The 18,590-nt window shown below is 52.8% G+C and carries 17 protein-coding genes; all 17 read left to right on the forward strand.

The genetic code is table 11. The features are described from left to right. Positions 1-958 precede the first annotated feature (958 nt). The 17 genes from loaP (at position 959) to DXC90_RS09120 (ending at position 18,568) form a co-directional block, all read left to right on the forward strand. Positions 959-1,510, forward strand: a complete 552-nt coding sequence (gene loaP / locus DXC90_RS09040) for an antiterminator LoaP (RefSeq protein WP_233502271.1) — start codon at positions 959-961, stop codon at positions 1,508-1,510. A 54-nt stretch (positions 1,511-1,564) separates the two neighbouring features. Beyond that, a complete protein-coding gene (locus DXC90_RS09045; RefSeq protein ID WP_233502272.1) occupies positions 1,565-2,320 on the forward strand; it encodes a sugar transferase in 756 nt (251 codons plus the stop codon). Positions 2,321-2,385: 65 nt separating this feature from the next. Beyond that, positions 2,386-4,050: a phospho-sugar mutase gene (locus DXC90_RS09050; protein ID WP_255413376.1), complete on the forward strand. Its 1,665-nt coding sequence runs from the start codon at positions 2,386-2,388 to the stop codon at positions 4,048-4,050. After that, positions 4,050-5,402 carry a sugar phosphate nucleotidyltransferase gene (locus tag DXC90_RS09055; protein WP_117735691.1) on the forward strand — a complete coding sequence of 451 codons (1,353 nt, stop codon included), beginning with the start codon at positions 4,050-4,052 and terminating at the stop codon, positions 5,400-5,402. Before DXC90_RS09050 ends, DXC90_RS09055 begins: the two co-directional genes overlap by 1 nt. Before the next feature lies 1 nt (position 5,403). Continuing rightward, positions 5,404-6,549, forward strand: coding sequence for a glycosyltransferase (locus DXC90_RS09060; protein WP_117735692.1), 1,146 nt, complete (start codon positions 5,404-5,406; stop codon positions 6,547-6,549). Between the two features lie 32 nt (positions 6,550-6,581). Beyond that, positions 6,582-7,610: a glycosyltransferase family 1 protein gene (locus DXC90_RS09065; protein ID WP_158550261.1), complete on the forward strand. Its 1,029-nt coding sequence runs from the start codon at positions 6,582-6,584 to the stop codon at positions 7,608-7,610. Beyond that, the gene (locus DXC90_RS09070; RefSeq protein ID WP_147326626.1) at positions 7,591-8,862 is read left to right on the forward strand and encodes a hypothetical protein; all 1,272 of its coding nucleotides are present in this window, start codon (positions 7,591-7,593) and stop codon (positions 8,860-8,862) included. The genes DXC90_RS09065 and DXC90_RS09070 overlap by 20 nt, the downstream gene beginning before the upstream one ends. Positions 8,863-8,872: 10 nt before the next feature. Beyond that, positions 8,873-10,048: a hypothetical protein gene (locus tag DXC90_RS09075; protein ID WP_117735695.1), complete on the forward strand. Its 1,176-nt coding sequence runs from the start codon at positions 8,873-8,875 to the stop codon at positions 10,046-10,048. Beyond that, positions 10,038-11,492, forward strand: a complete 1,455-nt coding sequence (locus tag DXC90_RS09080) for a lipopolysaccharide biosynthesis protein (protein ID WP_117735696.1) — start codon at positions 10,038-10,040, stop codon at positions 11,490-11,492. Before DXC90_RS09075 ends, DXC90_RS09080 begins: the two co-directional genes overlap by 11 nt. 61 nt (positions 11,493-11,553) lie before the next feature. Continuing rightward, complete coding sequence (locus tag DXC90_RS09085; RefSeq protein ID WP_117735697.1) at positions 11,554-12,600, forward strand: polysaccharide biosynthesis protein; 1,047 nt, start codon at positions 11,554-11,556, stop codon at positions 12,598-12,600. A gap of 11 nt (positions 12,601-12,611) precedes the next feature. Then, positions 12,612-13,268 carry a hypothetical protein gene (locus tag DXC90_RS09090; RefSeq protein ID WP_199406668.1) on the forward strand — a complete coding sequence of 219 codons (657 nt, stop codon included), beginning with the start codon at positions 12,612-12,614 and terminating at the stop codon, positions 13,266-13,268. Positions 13,269-13,294: 26 nt separating this feature from the next. Next, positions 13,295-14,503, forward strand: coding sequence for a UDP-4-amino-4,6-dideoxy-N-acetyl-beta-L-altrosamine transaminase (gene pseC / locus DXC90_RS09095; protein ID WP_117735698.1), 1,209 nt, complete (start codon positions 13,295-13,297; stop codon positions 14,501-14,503). After that, on the forward strand, positions 14,503-15,174 hold the full coding sequence (locus DXC90_RS09100) for a transferase (protein WP_117735699.1): 672 nt from the start codon (positions 14,503-14,505) through the stop codon (positions 15,172-15,174). The genes pseC and DXC90_RS09100 overlap by 1 nt, the downstream gene beginning before the upstream one ends. Continuing rightward, positions 15,167-15,859, forward strand: coding sequence for a pseudaminic acid cytidylyltransferase (pseF, locus tag DXC90_RS09105; RefSeq protein ID WP_117735700.1), 693 nt, complete (start codon positions 15,167-15,169; stop codon positions 15,857-15,859). Before DXC90_RS09100 ends, pseF begins: the two co-directional genes overlap by 8 nt. Before the next feature lie 2 nt (positions 15,860-15,861). Continuing rightward, entirely contained in the window at positions 15,862-16,902 is a 1,041-nt protein-coding gene (gene pseI, locus DXC90_RS09110) for a pseudaminic acid synthase (RefSeq protein ID WP_117735701.1), read from the forward strand. Between the two features lie 28 nt (positions 16,903-16,930). Continuing rightward, entirely contained in the window at positions 16,931-17,974 is a 1,044-nt protein-coding gene (locus DXC90_RS09115) for an NAD(P)-dependent oxidoreductase (protein ID WP_158550262.1), read from the forward strand. 66 nt (positions 17,975-18,040) lie between these two features. Further along, positions 18,041-18,568, forward strand: coding sequence for a GNAT family N-acetyltransferase (locus tag DXC90_RS09120; RefSeq protein WP_158550263.1), 528 nt, complete (start codon positions 18,041-18,043; stop codon positions 18,566-18,568). Positions 18,569-18,590: the final 22 nt, after the last annotated feature.

The following is an 18,590-nucleotide window of genomic DNA, read 5'->3' on the forward strand; positions in this document are numbered from 1 at the left end:
TACCCTAAGAGCAAACCACCCCTTTTAGGGGTGGTTTTGATTTGAATATGATTTTTAACGGCCTGAACTGCATTTTTGCAAATATTTGTAAATTGCTTTCCTGTTCAAGTTTGCCGTCTGCAGTAGTTGTCGCAAATTTTGCGACAACTACACCCCTAAAGTTGTCCAACAAGCCGCCTCAAAATGCGTTTAATCTGTAGCCGGGCGTGCCTAGTGTGCGATGAGCATCTTCGCAATGCAACGCCCATGCCCACACGCCCGCAAAATGTTGTGCAATTAATTTCCCAGTTTTGTACATTATTCGTAAGCACCACGTAAATCCTTTTGCGTATTAAAGCCGAGGTTTGCCTGCATTTACTCGGGCGCCCGTTGCAGCACCCCCATTAACCTGCGTCAACGTGAACAACTTAGGCAATCAACCCCCCCAAGCACGGATTTGTCGCATATGTTGTCCGACACAACCCAAATCAGTTTCACTATCAGCTTGTGCTAGGAGACATAACGTTACATGAGTTCAGCTGTGCTCACGGCTCTAACAGGCCACATAGCACGGGGTCGATCAGCATCCGGCCGTAACGGCGGTGCCAGAAACACCACGAGCTCCAATATCGATTGCCATGCACTTTTTTCACTTGCTTTTGCGGATATTTATAAGTTCGCTTGAGTCAGTGCAATGAGTTGTTACGGCGAACCACAGCAGTTCTACAGCTGTTTGCGCGCGGTCCAGTTTTTGTACCCGCTTGACTGGCTCGCACGCAGCCAGCTGGGGATGCGGTCATTTTGCGATACACGTCCGAGTCTCTAGCAGCTGCATCTATACATACCGTTCACGGTGGGGCAGAGCCACGTGCTTGTCTGACTGGGCTCAGGGTTTGAATATGGAGCGCCTTCGCGCACAAGCGCCCTGGCGAAGCCATACCCAAACCCCGTGAGCCACACGTAAGACAGCAAGGGGGTGGTGCTCGTGTGGTATGTGATTCAGGTCATTAACGGTCGCGAAGACGTAATGCGCGAGCGCATAGAGCGCGTGGTGCCAGCGGGCGCCATGCAGGAGCTCTTTTATCCCCAATATCAAACCGAGATCAAAGTACACGGCGAATGGGTCAATACGACCAAGCCGCTCTTTCCCGGTTATCTTATCTGCGATACGGCAGAACCCCGCACCGTGCAACAGTATCTGCTACGCATGGACGACTTTGCCCGGGTGCTTACCCAGGACGGTCAGTTTGTGCCGCTGGCAAAAGAAGAGGTTCAGCTTATTGGCGGATTTACGCATAGGGGAGACCGCGTAGTGCCCATGAGCGAGGCCTTAAAAGACGGCGACCAGGTCATAGTGACGGCTGGTCCGCTGTTGGGCCACGAAGGCCTTATCAAATCCATCAACAGACGCAAGAGCACTGCTTATTTGGAGCTCAACCTGTGCGGCCGACGCGTAACTACGCGCGTTGGCCTTGCCGTGCTTTCGGCCGAGCAGCGCGTAATGCGAAACCTTAAAAAGGCGATCGCCTAGCTGCAGGCAATCGCTGTGTAGATCAGGAAGGATCCCCGATCTGGGGACGAAGTGTTGGAAGAGAACGTGTCGGATAAAATAGAACATGCAACTGAGTTTCCGCTTCCTGTCGATAACCCTGCACCTGCGCAGGGTTTCGTTGTAATAGGAACCTATAAAGCTCCTAAGCCAGACCCTTCAAGTGCCGCTCCCAAGAAGGGTGGGCCAGGCTATCTCGCCGCCAAGCGCGCCTTCGATATTGTTTTTTCTGCAGGTGTCTGCATTGTGCTTGCTGTTCCGGTTGTAGCAGCTTGCGTAGCCATTGAGATCGACTCTCCCGGTAAGCCATTCTTCCGCCAAGAACGTGTCGGCAAGAATGGTAAACCTATATATATTTTTAAGCTTCGCACAATGGTCTCGGATGCCCACGAGCATCCAGAAAAATACATGTCAGCCAAGCAGCTGGTCCAGTGGAAGCGTGAACAGAAGGTCGACGATGATCCGCGTGTCACGCGTGTCGGAAAATTTCTTCGTAGGACGTCCTTGGACGAGTTGCCCCAATTTCTGAATGTCCTTGCTGGCGATCTCTCCGTCATTGGTCCTCGACCAGTGACGTTCGAGGAGACCTTTGAGTACGGCGACGCTCGCGATGAGGTTCTTTCCTGTAAACCCGGTATCACTGGTTGGTGGGCGGCAACTGACCGCAACGACTCCACTTGGGAAAGCGGTCAGAGGCAGGCGCGAGAGCTGTTCTACGTGCGCCACCAATCATTCGGGCTGGATGCCCGTGTCTTCTTTAAATCTTTTAAAGCGATGAGGAGGGGCAAATGAAGGTACATGGAGCTTCTGGACTCATGAGTCAAGATATAAAGAGCAGTTATTTGCAATGGCTTGCGATGGTTAACGAATCTGAGCATGAAATCATTGACAGCATGAATTGTAATGTTGTTGAGGACGCTTTCTACCGCAATCTCGCATTCGGCACGGGTGGACTTCGAGGCAAGGTCGGAATGGGTCCTAACCGCATGAATGCTTATACGGTCGGCAAGGCTACGCAGGGCCTTTCTGACTATCTGAAGGATCATTTCGCAAAGCCTACTGTTGTTCTCTGCCGCGATACGCGCCACGGTTCGGGGGATTTTGTACGCCGAGTCGCAGAGGTACTCGCTGGTAATGGAATTAGCTCATACTTGTTTGAGCGCGTTGAGCCTACGCCGGCGTTGAGTTTTGCTGTCCGAGAACTTGGCTGCACTGCCGGTATTAACATCACTGCATCGCACAACCCTGCCGCGTACAACGGCTACAAGGTCTATGGCGCCGACGGTTGCCAGATCACTGTCGAGGCGGCTGAGGCCATCCAGGCGGCCATCGATCCCATCGACTGCTTCGATGGCGTAAAAGCGATGACGTTCGATGGGGCCCTGGAAAAGGGACTGGTGCAGTGGGTTCCCGAGAGAGTTCTTGACCGTTACATAGAGGATACGCTCGAGGTCTCCACGGGCGAGGACTGCTCGGCGCTCCGCATCGTCTACACTCCACTCCACGGCGTCGGCCTGGAGTGCGTGTCCCGCGTCCTCGAGGGAATTGGCGTGGCCGAGGTCGCGACTGTCGACGAGCAGTGCGTGCACGACGGCGACTTCCCGACCTGCCCGTACCCCAACCCCGAGGTGCGCGAGGCGCTGAAGCTCGGGCTCGAGTACTGCGACAGGGTCAAACCCGACCTGCTGCTGGCGACCGACCCGGACACCGACAGAGTGGGCATCGCGGTCCCGCATGCCGGGGAGTACAAGCTGCTCACAGGCAACGAGGTGGGCCTGCTCCTGCTCGACTTCCTCGCGTCCAAGGCGAGCGGGTCCGGCGCCGACATGTCCCGCGAGGTCGCCTGCACAACCATCGTGTCCGCGCCCATGGCAGACGATATCGCTCGCGCACGCGGCCTCGAACTGCGCCGCACGCTCACCGGGTTCAAGTTCATCGGCGAGCAGGTCGGCGTTCTGGAGTCGGAGGGCCGCGAGGGCGATTTCCTCATGGGCTTCGAGGAGTCCTACGGCTACCTCGCCGGCACGTCCGTGCGCGACAAGGACGCCGTGGTCGCCTCCATGCTCATCTGCGAGCTCGCTGCCCATTGGAAGAAGCTGGGTCTGGACCTCTACGAGGCCATGGAGCGCCTCTACGAGACATATGGCTTCTGGTCGAGCGCCCTTCTCGGCCAGGCATACGAGGGCCCCGAGGGCGCGTCCGACATGGCCGCGATGATGTCAGGCCTCCGAGAGCACGCTCCGGAGAATATCGGCGGCACCGCCGTCACGCAGCGCACCGACTACTCCCAGGGCGCGCCGATGCCCGTCGTCAACCCGACCGATAAGCCCCAGCGCCTTCCCGAGGCGGACGTCCTCGAGTTCAGGCTTATGGACGGATCGCGAGTCCTGTTCCGTCCCAGCGGCACGGAGCCCAAGGCCAAGGCCTATGTGTTCGCCAAGGGTGTCGACCGCGCCGAGTCCGAGGCCAAGCTCGCCGCGCTGGTCGCGGACGCCGAGTCGATCCTGGGAGGAACCCGATAATGATCCACCTCGTCCTGCTCTCCGGCGGCTCGGGCACGCGCCTGTGGCCGCTCTCCAACAGCACCCGCTCAAAGCAGTTCCTCAAGGTCCTGCGCGACGCGGACGGCAACCACGTCTCCATGGTCCAGCGTGTCTTCGGCCAGATCGGATCCGTCGACGCGGACATCGACATCACCATCGCCACCTGCGCGAGCCAGGAGGAGTCCATACGCCGCCAGGTTGAGGGCGACTACGCGCTGGTGCTCGAGCCCGAGCGCCGCGACACCGCCCCGGCGATCATGCTCGCCTGTGCGAACCTCGCGCTCGAGCGGGGCGCCGGCGAGGGCGACACCGTCATCGTCATGCCCATCGACAGCTATGCCGACCAGGCCTACTACGACAGCGTCGTGAGGCTCGACGAGGCCGTCCAGTCCGATTTCGCCGAGCTGGTCCTCATGGGCGTGGAGCCCACCTACCCCAGCGGCAAGTACGGCTACATCGTGCCCGCGGCGGGGGAGGCCTGGCCCCGCAGGGTCGAGCGCTTCACCGAGAAGCCCGACGAGGGGACCGCACGGGAACTCATCTCCCAGGGGGCCCTCTGGAACTGCGGCGTGTTCGCGTTCAGGCTCGGCTGGCTCACCGGCCTCACCGCCAAGTACCTGGAGTGCGGGACTTTCGAGGAGTTCCGCTCGCGCTATTCCGAGCTGCCCAAGAACTCCTTCGACTATGAGGTCGTGGAGAGGGCGTCTTCCATCGGCGCGGTCTCCTACGCGGGCGAGTGGAAGGACCTGGGCACCTGGAACACGCTGACCGACGAGATGGCCGAGTTCACCTCCGGTCGCGTCGTTGTCGATTCAAAAACGTGCGAGAACGTCCACGTGATCAATGAGACCGGTTTCCCGATGGTCGTCGCGGGCATCTCTGATTCAGTTGTCGTGGCGACGCCCGACGGCATCCTCGTGTCCGGCAAGGAGGCGTCTGCGAACATCAAGGCCGAGGTTAACGCCGTCGCCGAGAGCCGCCCAATGTACGAGCAGCGCTCCTGGGGCGAGTACCGCGTCATGGACAGCAGCGTGTTTCCTGATGGGTTGAAAGCCTTAATAAAAGAATTAATTCTGTTAAACGGCGAACAGCTTGAGTATCAACTGCATTCACACCGTGACGAGGTTTGGACTGTTGTCTCTGGTTCTGGAGAGGTTGTTTTGGATAACGTCACACAGAAAGTTGGCGCTGGCTCTGTCGTTCAAATTCCCGCCTCGACCATGCATTCCGCTCGTGCGCTCGGCAGTGATCTTCACGTTATCGAAGTGCAGCATGGCGAAACGCTTGTAAAGGAAGACACCGTCTGCTTTAACGATTTCTGGAAGGATTAGATTGAGAACTAAGCATAAACAGCCAAAGGTTGCGCTTGTTCATGATTGGCTTGTTGGCGAGGGCGGTGGAGAGCAGGTTCTTAAGTGCTTTCATGAAATATGGCCTGATGCCCCTATTTATACTCTCGTCTTCAACGAAGAAAAAGCTCCGTCCTGGACGCATGGTATAGATATTCGCACTACCTATATTCAGCATTGGCCCGGCGGTAAAACACATCATAAACTTCTGCTGTCCTTCATGCCTAAAGCGTGGGAGGCTCTTGATTTAACCGAGTACGACTTAGTCGTCAGCTCGTGCGCAGGCTGTTGCAAGGGCATCATTACACGCCCGGATGCCATTCATGTTTGTTACTGCCATTCGCCCATTCGCTATGTATGGGATTTGTACTATGACTATCTTGACGGAGCTTCTGCAATCAAGCGCGCGTTTATGCCTTCGATGATTCATAGTGTCCGGATGTGGGATTTCCAGGCAGCGCAACGCGTTGACAGCTTTATATCGAATTCCGACTACGTTGGTAAACGCATCTCCAAGTTTTACCGCCGTAAATCTACAACTATCCATCCCGGAATCAGCCTCCCAGAGGGCAAGGTTTCTGAGGAACGCGGGGAGTATTACTTTGTACTCTCTCGTTTCGTCAGCTACAAGCGAATAGATATCGCTATCGAAGCATGTAATAAGATGGGTCGAAGGCTCATCGTCGCCGGCTCTGGTGGCGAGGAGGAAGAGAAGCTGCGCGCTATGGCTGGACCGAATGTCGAGTTTGTTGGGCGCGTTTCGGATGAACAACTTATCGATTACTACTCGCATGCGAAAGCGTTTCTCTTTCCTGGCATCGAGGATTTCGGGCTCACTCCTTTGGAGGCAATGGCTGGGGGAACTCCTGTCCTTGCATATGGAGAAGGCGGCGCTCTCGAGACTGTGGTAGACGGCGAGACCGGTCTGTTCTTTTTTGAACAAAGTGCTGATGCCCTAAAAGAATGTATCGAGAAGTTTGAGTCTCTTAGTTTTAGCGCGGCAACTTGCCGCGCCCGCGCGGAGCAGTTCTCAAGGGAGAGGTTTAAAAAGGAAATCACCGACTTTTGTAACTCTATGCTTAAAGAATCCCGTGAATCTTTCGATAGGAAGCCGCCCACCCAATGTTGACAAAGCCTCTTTATTGTATTAATGGTCGGTTTTTGACCCGTCAGATTACCGGAGTCGATCGCTATGCCAGAGAGATTGTACGCGAGCTTGATAGTCTGCTAAATAACGGTGAGGCTATCCTTTTACTTCCAGAAGATCAAGAACCAATTGATTGGGAAGTTACCGACAATATTGTACTTCGCAAGTATGGCAGACATAGCGGGCACGCCTGGGAACAAATTGATCTCGCCCGTTATATATATAAACATAAATTATTGGGTATCAATTTATGCAATACTGCGCCGATTTTTAATCCTGGCGTCGTGTGCATTCATGATATGGCTGTCAGGGCTAACGAAGTCAATTACAGTCGTAAATTTCTACTGTGGTACCGTTTTCTTTATTCGCAGTTGACTCGTCGAGCAAAGAAGATTCTTACTGTCTCCGCGTTTTCTAAATCAGAGATCGAAAAGTTCTATCCCCAGGCAAGGGGGAAGATTGTTGTTGCGCCAAACGCTTGGCAACATGTCAATAAGGTTGAAGAAGCTCCTGAAATTCTAGAGAAGTATAGGTTGACCAAAGGTGGATATTGGTTCGCTATGAGTTCCCTTGCCCCCAATAAAAATCTGCGATGGCTTGTAGAGACGGCTCTACTTAATCCTGATGAAATTGTTGTAATTGCAGGAGGGGTCAATTCAAAGATTTTCGGCGATCATGACATTCCGACAGCAACCAATGTTAAGTACCTGGGTTATGTAAGCGATGGTGAAGCGAAGGCACTTATGGGAGGATGCAAGGGTTTTCTGTTCCCGACTTTCTATGAGGGTTTTGGCATTCCTCCAATGGAGGCCATGGCTTCGGGAGCCGATTGTGTTTTAGTAAGCGACAGTCCTTGCATGCACAACATTTACGGCGAAGCTGTTACATATATTGATCCATATAAACCTGAGAGCAACATAAAAAATCGTTTGGTTGGCCGACATGATCAAATCGAACAATTACTTCTAAAGTATTCGTGGTTGAATACAGCAACTTTATTACTGGACGCGATGGAAAACGTTCGTGATAACTATGAAGATTAGAAGTATTTGGTGGCTAAACCCATACGCCCTGCTTGGGGTTACAGCCATTCTCGTGCTCTTTGCATTCTTTACTACCAACGAATCCTATCTCACGCTCTACTCTGAGCAAAAGTTCGTTAACCTTGAATATGTTTTGCTTGCTGGTTTAATTTTGATACTGATGGCCTTTGGCATTTTTTGTGGTAGACAAGGTTATCGTCAATCTGCATTGCGTAAAGTCGGTTCAAAAAGAGAGGTCGTTTCTGACCGCGTATATGTTGCCTGCGATATTGTTGTCGCTATCACCCTGCTTGCTGATTTGATTTGGATTGGAAATTTCACAAGGATTTATGGTTTTTCCGCACTGGTGAGTCTATTTTCACCCCAGTCGCTATCTGCCAATGTGGGTGTTTATCGAGGTGAAAGCGGTTCTATTTCTGGAATTACAACTTTTACTGAATTCGGCGTCGTCGCGATGGCTTTATTGCCCATTGTCATTAAATCCTCTGACGACAAAAAGTCAAGGCGAGCAGTATTTCAGGCGGCGCTCTTAATTGTCCTAGCGGTTTTACGATCACTTATTAACTCTGAACGTTTGGCTATTATCGAGTTGTTGGTTCCTTTTGGTATCTCATGGGTTGCGCTTTCAAATCGTAAAAAGACCACTTTGATGAATCTAATTCCTTTATTCGCTGTGCTTGGTCTGGCAATTACATTTGGAATATTTGAGTATTCTCGAAGTTGGCTGAGACATTATGTCCTGCTTATGGATTCTTTCCCAGAGTTCGTCATCACAAGACTCACGGGATATTACACAACTGCGATTAATAATGAGGCAATGTTTTTCGCCAAGGGTGAAATTTCCTGGATTCCGTACTGGTCTTTCCTTTGGTTTTGGTCATTGCCTGGTATGGATACTGTTTATAGTGCCATCTCAAATCCAAATATAGATTCCCTATACCACTCTATGTTAGCCATATTTAGTAACCCTGAGTTTACCAACCAAGGCGGCTTGCTGACATATTGGAGTGATTTTTCCTGGTTTGGCTTAACCATCTACCCAATTTTTGGTTACCTAATCGGCAAATTCTACGAGGAGTTCTTAAGGGGATCATGGAGCGGGCAAATTGTATATCCCTATATCGTTTTGTTGCTGCTTGAGCTACCACGCCACTTTTATCTCTCTGAAAATAGAGGCTTCCTTGCTGTTGTAGCGCTTGTCCTTGTTTTCTTTTTGACCAGTCGTCCTGTAAATAAATCTAAAATTGAATGATTGGGAGAATATGGACTCTGAACTATATGTAGCCGAAAGTCTTTTACAAGTTTTAAGCTCCGTTTGCATTGCTTTTGATGGATATGATTGCGTTGTTTATAAAACACTCATTATTAACGGACGGTTTGCCGGGGCCGATCAAATTGCTTCGAGAATTAATAACACTAAGCTATTTAATGAGGTTATTCTCGTAAGCCCTCAATATGAAGAAGATGGCGCAAGCGGGCTCTCAGCAATTTTGGAGACCGCTTCAGAACAAAAAGCCAGGTTCTCCCGCATCTTAAGTTATATGCAAAAAAGAAGTGGCTACCAAAGGCTCTATTTTGCTGGACCTAATCAGCTAACGCGCGATGCCAAAAGATTTTGCCTTGAATCAAATGGCAAGGCTTCCTTAATTGATGATGGCTCGGGTTCACACAACGCGGCTATAGCTAAAACCTTTTCTCTGTTTGATGATATTTTAAATGAGAGCGATATTACTTATTGTAGGCGCGAAAGAGTTAAGTCTTTCTTTAAGCGTATCTTTCGAACTATTGCACCCTCTCGTGGCATATTTGGAGTGGATTCGATTTACCTCTTCAACCCAAGCGAAAGAGATGCCGCACACTTTAAAAACGTTCAAATACGTAGTCTAGACTGCTCAAATCCAAGCGTTCACAAATACGTAGCCGAGGTATTCAAGATAGCGAATAAAGATTCGCCTCGACCGGAAATCGTGATGCTATCAATGCCCGATTTCTGCTCAGACGCTTATAAGAAAAACGAGCATGAGGTTCTTGCGGCTATTTCAATCTCAGGTCTACACGCTCAGTTTCGACCGCATCCTAGAAAGCTGGACTTTTCTGATGTGCCGGATTCCTTCGATATTGACCAGCAGCGTGATTTTTGGGAAGCGAGTTGGATGCTTGGTATCTATGACGAGCATACTGCTCTTATCGGCGCGGGCTCAACTGCGCTTTTGACTCCTAAGATCATGTTCGACAAAGAACCTTTTGTCATATTCACCCATCGGTTGGTAAATGATGGGTTTGACAATAACTCTGAAGAATCGTACGAAGACATTCTTGATCGATACACTAATAAATATCGAGTGATTGCCCCTAAAACAATTAATGAACTTGAAGACGCGCTTGACATTATTGGCCGTGAATTAAAGTTATTAGGCGGCGAGGTCTATGGCTGTTAAGACGTCAAGTAATATTAAATCCTTTGTATGGTCTTTTATGGAACAAGGCGGATCAAAGGTAATTCAGCTTATTGTTCAGATTGTTTTGGCAAGGCTGCTGGCTCCTGAGGCGTTCGGAGTACTCGCTATTCTGCTGGTTGTGACCCAGATATCAGACTCTATCGCCCAGAGCGGTCTGGGGATGGCATTAATTCAGAATAGAGATTCCGACGAGAGATCCTACTCAACGGCTTGGTGGCTGAGCCTAGGGCTGGCTACCGTTCTCTATGCTATGGTGTACCTCTCCGCTCCTGCTATTTCCGCATTCTACAGCATGCCCGAACTTGCCATTTACCTGCGCGTTCTCGGCGTTATTGTATTATTCAACTCAGCTAACTCGATTCAGCGTTCCTATCTTGAACGTAGCATGGACTTCAAGAGCATCTTCGCAGCCACAACGGTTGCCGCACTCGCCTCGGGCGTAAGCGGGATTGGACTTGCTTTCCTTGGATTCGGGGTTTGGTCACTGGTTGCTCAGTCGCTGATGCAAAGCATCTTAATCTGTGTCGTCATGTGGGTACAGATTCGTTGGAAACCCGCTTTTGTGTTCGATACCGGTCAAGCGAAATCGCTGTTCGGATATGGTTGGAAAATCTGCATAACGGGGATTCTAAATGTATTCTACTCCGGTATCTCTGAGCTAATCATTGGACGCGCCTGCTCCGCCAGAGAGCTTGGCCTATATAGCCAGGGACGTAAATACCCCACGGCAGCAATCGGCGTTATGTCCAATTCAATTGCCAATGTCTTATTCCCGATGTTTTCTGCAATAAAAAGCGATAAGAAGGAGCTGCAATCGGCCATTAAGCGCGGCCTTTCTTTGGGTACCTTTCTCGTAGCACCTATGTCACTTCTTGTTGCCGTAGTTGCAGAACCAATTATCGCAATACTTCTGACTGAGAAATGGCTTAGTTGCGTGCCCATTTTCCAGCTCACCTGTATCTCGAATGCGTTTTTAATGATGCAGCTTGTGAATCTTCGTGCGTATATGGCGCTTGGTGACAGTTCCTTGTATTTACGCCTTCAGATGGTGAAGGTTTTAGGTGGCGGTGCAGTCATCTGGGCAACGGCTGCCTTAACACACGATATTTACGCTACCGCCATCGCAAACTTTGCGGTTGGCATCCTATCAATTCTATTTATTGATATGGCGCCAGCTCAACGCATACATGGCTATTCAGCGCTTTCACAGGTGAGGGACACGCTGCCTGTTTTTGCCCTCTCAATTGTCTCTTCCACAGCGGCACTCTTGGTTCAGTTCCTGAAACTGGCATACGTACCCCAGCTGCTTCTCCAGTGCATCGTCTTCACCGCTATCTACTTGGGAGGGGCGAAGCTTTTCAAGTTCAAAGAGCTGTCCGAGGCGACATCGCTCATGCGCGGTTTTGCCTCGAGGAAGCGCTGAGGTTAAACCCTTTGCATAAGTCACACATTAAGGATTTTTTGATAGAAAGGCAACTAATCTAATGTCAACATTCAATGGTTCTACTCTGATGATTACGGGAGGAACGGGATCCTTTGGTAATACCGTCCTCAAGCATTTCCTGACCTCAGACGTGGGTGAAATTCGTATTTTCTCTCGCGATGAGAAAAAACAGGACGACATGCGCCATGAGCTTCAGGCTCGCTATCCGGATCATTTCGCTAAAGTAAAATTTCATATCGGCGATGTGCGTAACATTCAATCTGTTCGCGATGCCATGCATGGCGTAGACTACATCTTCCACGCGGCAGCTCTTAAGCAAGTTCCTTCTTGTGAGTTTTTCCCGATGGAGGCCGTTCGCACCAACATCATGGGCACAGATAACGTCCTTCATGCTGCGTCGGATGCGGGTGTTAAGCGAGTGGTTTGCCTCTCAACAGATAAAGCGGCGTACCCTATTAACGCCATGGGAAAGTCCAAAGCCCTTATGGAAAGCGTTATCTTCGCCAATGCTCGTAGGGCTGCAGAAAAAGGCGACACGGTGGTGTGCTGCACTCGTTACGGTAACGTTATGTGCTCTCGCGGCTCCGTTATCCCACTCTTTATTGAGCAGATTCACGCTGGTAATCCCATCACCATTACGGATCCGAGCATGACACGGTTCCTGATGAATCTTGATGAAGCAGTTGACCTTGTTAAGTTTGCATTTGAGCACGCCAACCCGGGTGACCTTTTCATTCAGAAGGCAGATGCAAGCACTATTGGCGATCTTGCGAAGGCGGTTCAGCGGCTGTTTGGCGATACGGGTACAAGCATCATCGGCCCGCGACACGGAGAGAAACTGTTTGAGACGCTCATGACTCGTGAAGAGCGCCTGCGTGCAGAAGATATGGGTGGCTATTATCGCGTGGCAGCCGATATCCGTGGCCTGAACTATGACAACAAGCAGGCCACCGGAGAGGTGAGAACCATGACCGACGAGGCCTATACGTCCCACAATACCAACCGGCTGGATGTTGAGGGCACCGTAAAGAAAATCATGACCGCCGAGTATGTACGTGAAGAACTCGACGGCATCCGCCACATCTAAAGGAGGGCAAGATGATTTATAGGTTCCCGTTGCGTGACGTCAAAGACATGCTGCTCAATCAAATCAGTAATAACTTTTTTAAGTCAATTGATGACGAGCGCCTGATTACCAAGCATATGGAGCGAACGCTCGAGAGGTTAGAGCGCAACATCTCCGCTAACGATAATAAGTATTATTGGAATCTCAACGCGGCAGGGGAACGTGAGGCTTACTTCGATCCTCTGCATACTTGTCAGTGGATGCTGTTCCTATACCTGACGGCTAATACCATTTTCCGTGAGGAAAAGGATAATCCTGAGGCTGCACGTGTTGTATGCGACAAGATTTATGGCCAAATGAAAACGGTTTCTGGTTGCGACCTGTATTACGAGGTGGACATGCCTGAAACCTTTACTTTTGACCATCCGACTGGTTCCTTTATGGGGCGCGCTACCTACGGAGAGGGATTCTCGTTCACGCAGGGTTGTACGGTCGGCAACCTTAACGAGGTTTACCCGGTTATCGGGCGTGATGTGCAGATGTGCGCTGGCAGTAAGGTGCTGGGTAATTCCCATATTGGCGACGGCTGCCTGATAGGAGAGGGCGCCGTTGTAAGGGACGAGGATGTGCCCGCCGGGTCCGTTGTTTACGGCAAAACTCCAAATTTAAAGATTTCGATCAGAAACTAATAGTACCGTTCAACAGGAGGTTTGATATGAAGGAACTCGCGATTAACGGTGGAGAACCCACTAGTCTCAAGGTTTTAGGTTACGGTCACCAGGATATTAATGAGGACGACATTAAGGCAGTGGAAGATTGCCTGCGCGGTGACTACTTGACCTGCGGTCCCGCGACCGAAGCCTTCGAAGAGTCTATTAAGGCTGCCACAGGGGCTAAATTTGTAACTGCCGTGGCTAACGGCACTGCGGCTCTGCACGTAGCATGTCTTGCCGCAGGCATTAAACCCGGTGATGAAGTGATTGTATCTCCTATCACTTTCGCCGCGTCGGCTAATTGCGTGCGCTACTGTGGTGCTACGCCTGTGTTTGCGGATATTAATCCGAAGACCTGGAATATCGATCCAGATTCAATCCGTGAGAAGCTTTCCGCCAAAACGAAAGCAATTGTGGCTGTAGACTTTGGCGGTGTTCACGTTGCTTCTGATGAGATTCGCAAGATTTGCGATGAGAGCGGCCTGACCTTCATTGAGGATGCAGCCCATGCAATGGGAACGTTCCACAATGGCCGTGCGGTGGGCGCTATCGCCGATATCACAACTTTTAGCTTCCATCCGGTAAAGACCATCACCACTGGTGAAGGCGGTGCCGTAGCAACGAATGATCCCGAGCTGGGTAAGATGATCGAGCTTTACGCCAAGCACGGCATTACGCGCAACCACGATATGATGCGAGAGACGGACCAGGGCGGTTGGTACTATGAACAGCTGGTCCTGGGCTACAACTATCGCATTAGTGACATTGAGGCATCTCTTGGCGTAAGCCAGATGAAGCGACTCGACCAGTTCGGCTCTCGCCGCAAGGAGCTCGTTGCCTTCTATAACGAGCAGTTCTCCAAGATTCCGGAGGTACAGTTCCAAATTGATGCCTCCCCTGAAGACACCGTGCGTCACCTGTATTGTCTGAAATTTGACACGGAAGCACTTGGCGTTACCCGTCGTTGGATCTTTGATGCTTTGCGTGCTGAGAACTTGGGTGTCAATGTTCACTATCTGCCTGTATACCTATTGCCTTACTACAAGGATCTGGGCCACGGGCGCGGCGACTGTCCCAATGCCGAGGATTACTATGATCACTGCGTAACGCTTCCGCTGCACTGCGGACTCTCCAATGAGGATGCGCAACTCGTTGTTGACGCGGTTACCAAGGTCGTTGAGTGGTGCCGTGCCAATAGGGGGGCCGAGTAGTGCGCTTCGCCCTTCCCGAGAACGAGGTGCGAGGCCAACTGAATAGGCAGCTGGCCTCACTTTTTCCTATAAGCGACAAGGAGGCGGCCGCCATTGATGGCGCTTGGAGTGCGACCTTCGATAGACTCGAGGAGCGCTTCTCGCGCATCAAGAATAAGTACTACAGCCGTGATGGCGAAACGCTCTTCGACCCACTACACGGCTGCCAGTGGACGCATTTCCTCTACACTCTGTCGAATGAGATATACCATCGGGGTGGGATGCGCTCCATATCCGATAAGATCTACTCGCTAAACCGCGCACTCAGCTCCGCTGATTTGTACTACGAGGTAGAGCTTCCCGATTTCTTCACGTTTGACCACCCCCTCGGCGCCGTTATGGGCCGCGCAGACTACTCTAACTTCTTTACATTCTCCCAGGGTTGCACCGTGGGAAACAACCATGGCGCATACCCGAGGTTCGGGGAGCGAGTATTCATGCTAAGTAACAGTAAAGTGATTGGCGACTGCGCGGTGGGCAACAACGTAGTCATCGCGGCCAATGCCTACGTCAAAGACCAGGACATTCCGAGCAACTCTCTTGTGTTCGGGGAGAGCCCAAACCTAATAATCAAGGAGAGCCACAAGGCGACTGTGGATGCCCATGCGGAAGGGGTGTTCGTGTATGAATAGCGTCTGTATTATCACTGCCCGTGGCGGCTCGAAGCGGATCCCTCGCAAGAACGTGCGTGAGTTCTGCGGCAAGCCAATGCTGGCGTACTCGGTGGAGACTGCGGTCGCTAGCGGCATCTTCGACGTCGTGATGGTCTCGACCGACGATGACGAAATCGCAGACGTAGCGAGGGAATACGGGGCCGAGGTGCCCTTCATGCGCAGCGAGGCCACGAGCAATGACTTCGCCACGACTGCCGATGTACTGTGCGAGGTGCTCTCCGAGTACGACAAACGCGGTACTAAGTTCGACACCATGTGCTGTCTTTACCCGACGGCGCCCTTCGTCCAGGTCTCTGAGCTCAAGGAGGCCTCCGGGATGATCGAGGCGGGGGCGTCCTCTGTTATCCCCGTCACTTCGTTCGACTTCCCGCCTCTGCGCGGCTTCAGGGTGGCGGAGGACGGCTCGCTCGAGTATGCCTTCCCCGAGTACGCTCAGACCCGCAGTCAAGACCTCCCCGAGATGGTCCATGACTGCGGGAGGTTTTACTTCGCGAAGGTCGCGTCGTTCCTCGAGAGCGGCAGCTTCATCACCGACAAGACTAAATCTTTGCGCATACCCAGCAGGCTCGTACAGGACATCGACACTCCCGAGGACTGGGAGATGGCCGAGCAGAAATACAGGGCCATGGCCCAGGAGGACTGACAATGAGATTATTTGAGACCATCGAGCGCGGCGACGTCTACTTTATCGCCGAGATGAGTGGCAACCATGGCGGGAGCGTCGACAAAGCGATGGAAATCGTTCGCTCAGCCGCTGAGGCAGGCGCAGATTGCCTGAAGCTTCAGACCTACACCGCCGATACCATTACCATCGACTGCGATTCTCCCGACTTCCAGACGACGCCGGGCGGGCTGTGGGAGGGAAGAACGCTCTACGACCTCTATGCGGAGGCACACACACCCTGGGAATGGCAAGCCGAGATCAAAGAGGAGTGCGAGCGCCTGGGCATGGACTTTCTGTCCTCCGTCTTCGATCCGACCTCCGTTGACTTCCTCGAGTCCATCGGCTGCGAGATGTACAAGATTGCTTCGCCCGAGCTAGTCGACGTGCCACTTATCCGTTACACCGCCTCAAAGGGCAAGCCTATGGTCATTTCCTGCGGGATGGGTACCGCGGACGAAATCGCCGACGCCGTTAACGCTTGCCGCTCTGTAGGCAACGACCGCATCGTGCTGCTGAAGTGCACGAGCGAGTACCCCGCCGTCTACGAGGACATGAACATCGCCACCATGACCGATATGCGTGACCGGTTCGGCTGCGCCGTTGGCCTTTCCGACCACTCCATGGGCTGGGGCGTCGATGTGGCCGCAGCCACGCTGGGGGCGAGCGTCATAGAGAAGCACTACTGCATCTCCCGCGAGCAGAAGACTGTGGACTCGGAGTTCTCCATGGAGCCCGCCGAGTTCAAGGCAATGATTCGCGACGTTCGACGCGCGAAGGCATCCATCGGCCACGTCACCTATGAGCGCACCAAAAAGGAGGAGAAGGGTCTTCCCGGCCGCCGCTCCCTCTACGCTGTTAAGGACATCGCGTGCGGTGAGGCTTTCACCAACGAGAACGTGCGGAGCATCAGGCCCGCCTATGGAGTGGCGCCCAAACACCTGGACGAGCTGCTCGGCAACACAGCGCAGCGCGACATTAAGTTCGGCGAGCCTATCACCCAGGCCGATCTGGAGAGCCTGTAGCGGGCCGGCTGAGGGAAAGGAGAACGGTTTGACCAGGAGATGCCTTGTCATAGGCGCCTCGAGTTTCATTGGTGCCTATGTTGTGGATGCGTTGCTCGATGCTGGATACAAAGTTGTCGGCACGGGCAGGAACCGGCGATTCGCTGACTACTACCGAAAGCTTGGCGTCGAGTACATTCCCCTCGACCTCGATGACCCATCAGGCCTTGGTGCCCTTCCCGCTGACTTTGATTTCGTCGCTCACTTAGCGGGGAGACTGCCGGCGAACTCGGCCTTCGACCTTTCCACTGAGGACGACGCTGCCGACTATATCAGGACGAACGCCCTGGGCACCGCCTTCCTTCTCGAATGGGCGCGCAAGAACGACGTGCGCCGCATCGTTTCCACCACGTCCTATGCAGATGTCCAGAACAGCTGGAGCGCGTCGGAACCCGTGAGAGAGGATTGGCCGCGGGACTTTAGGCTGAGCGGCGACCATGCCGCCTACGTCATCTCGAAGAATGCCTCTGCGGATTTGCTTTTCTACTACAACGAGCAGTACGGCATGAGAAACTGTGTCTTCAGGCTCCCTCCAGTTTACGGCTGCGGCCCCCACGGCTCGCTCAGAATCAACGGCACAGTCAAGAAGTCCGGCATAGGCCTTTTCGTCGATAAGGCGAAGGCAGGTGAGGACATAATCGTATTCGGCGATGCCGACGCAGCGGTCAGAGATATTGTCTACGTCAAGGATGTCGCGCAAGCGTTTCTAAAAGCGGGGGAGAGCGAGTCCGCCTCCGGCCTATACAACATCGGCTCGGGGTGTGCGGTTTCCCTCCGCGAGCAGGCGGAGGCGATAGCCGACGTTTTTTCGGGAGTCGCTGGCACCTCCGAGGTCTGCATTGACGAAACAAGGCCGAACGGCATCCAACCCTACTCGTTCGACATCTCTCGCGCGGCGTTCGATTTCGGCTATGCTCCTGAGTTTGCTGATTTCCGCGACTTGATGGCCGACTGGAAGGCTGAGGAGGAGCGTGGTGTGATGCCTGCGCTGTTCGACATTAACCCGGATACCGAACGGGGGGGGGTCTCCTAGCCTAAGGTTCGTACCGGGCACCCTCTCCTTTCGCCCTCGCTGCTTTGATAGGGCGGCGTGATGTGTATGAACTACTGCATCCCGCCCTCCTCCGGCCGAGTCTCGCTCCGGCGATTCGTCTCCGATGACATCACGAGGACCTACGATTGGGTATCGAATCCCTGGTACACGGGCGATTTTGCCGGGTCGGCAACGCCGACCCCCGAGGCGCACCGCAAGTACTTCGAGAACGTCCTAGCGGATCACGAGCAGGTTTTCTTCGCGGTCTGTGTAGGCGGGCTCCATATCGGTAATGCCGGCCTGAAGTACTTCGATGGTGATTCCTGCGAATGCTGGTACTACATTGGGAACGAGTCGCAGCGCGGCAAGGGCTACGCTAACGAAATCGTCAGCCTACTCTGCCGCGTCGCGTTCTCTATCGAGGGTGTGGCCCGCGTCAAAGCCCGCGTGCTTACGACGAACCCCAAGAGCTCAAAGGCCCTTCTCTCGAACGGGTTCGACGAGTGCGGGATGATCGCCGACGAGAAGAACCGGAATTTCATAATGTACGAAAAACGAAAATGGCAAGAAGAAAATGGGGAACACTTCACATAGAAAAGTCTTCATACGCACCGAT

Origin of the sequence: Collinsella sp. TF09-1AT (assembly GCF_003436895.1) — a bacterium.
Classification (GTDB): domain Bacteria; phylum Actinomycetota; class Coriobacteriia; order Coriobacteriales; family Coriobacteriaceae; genus Collinsella.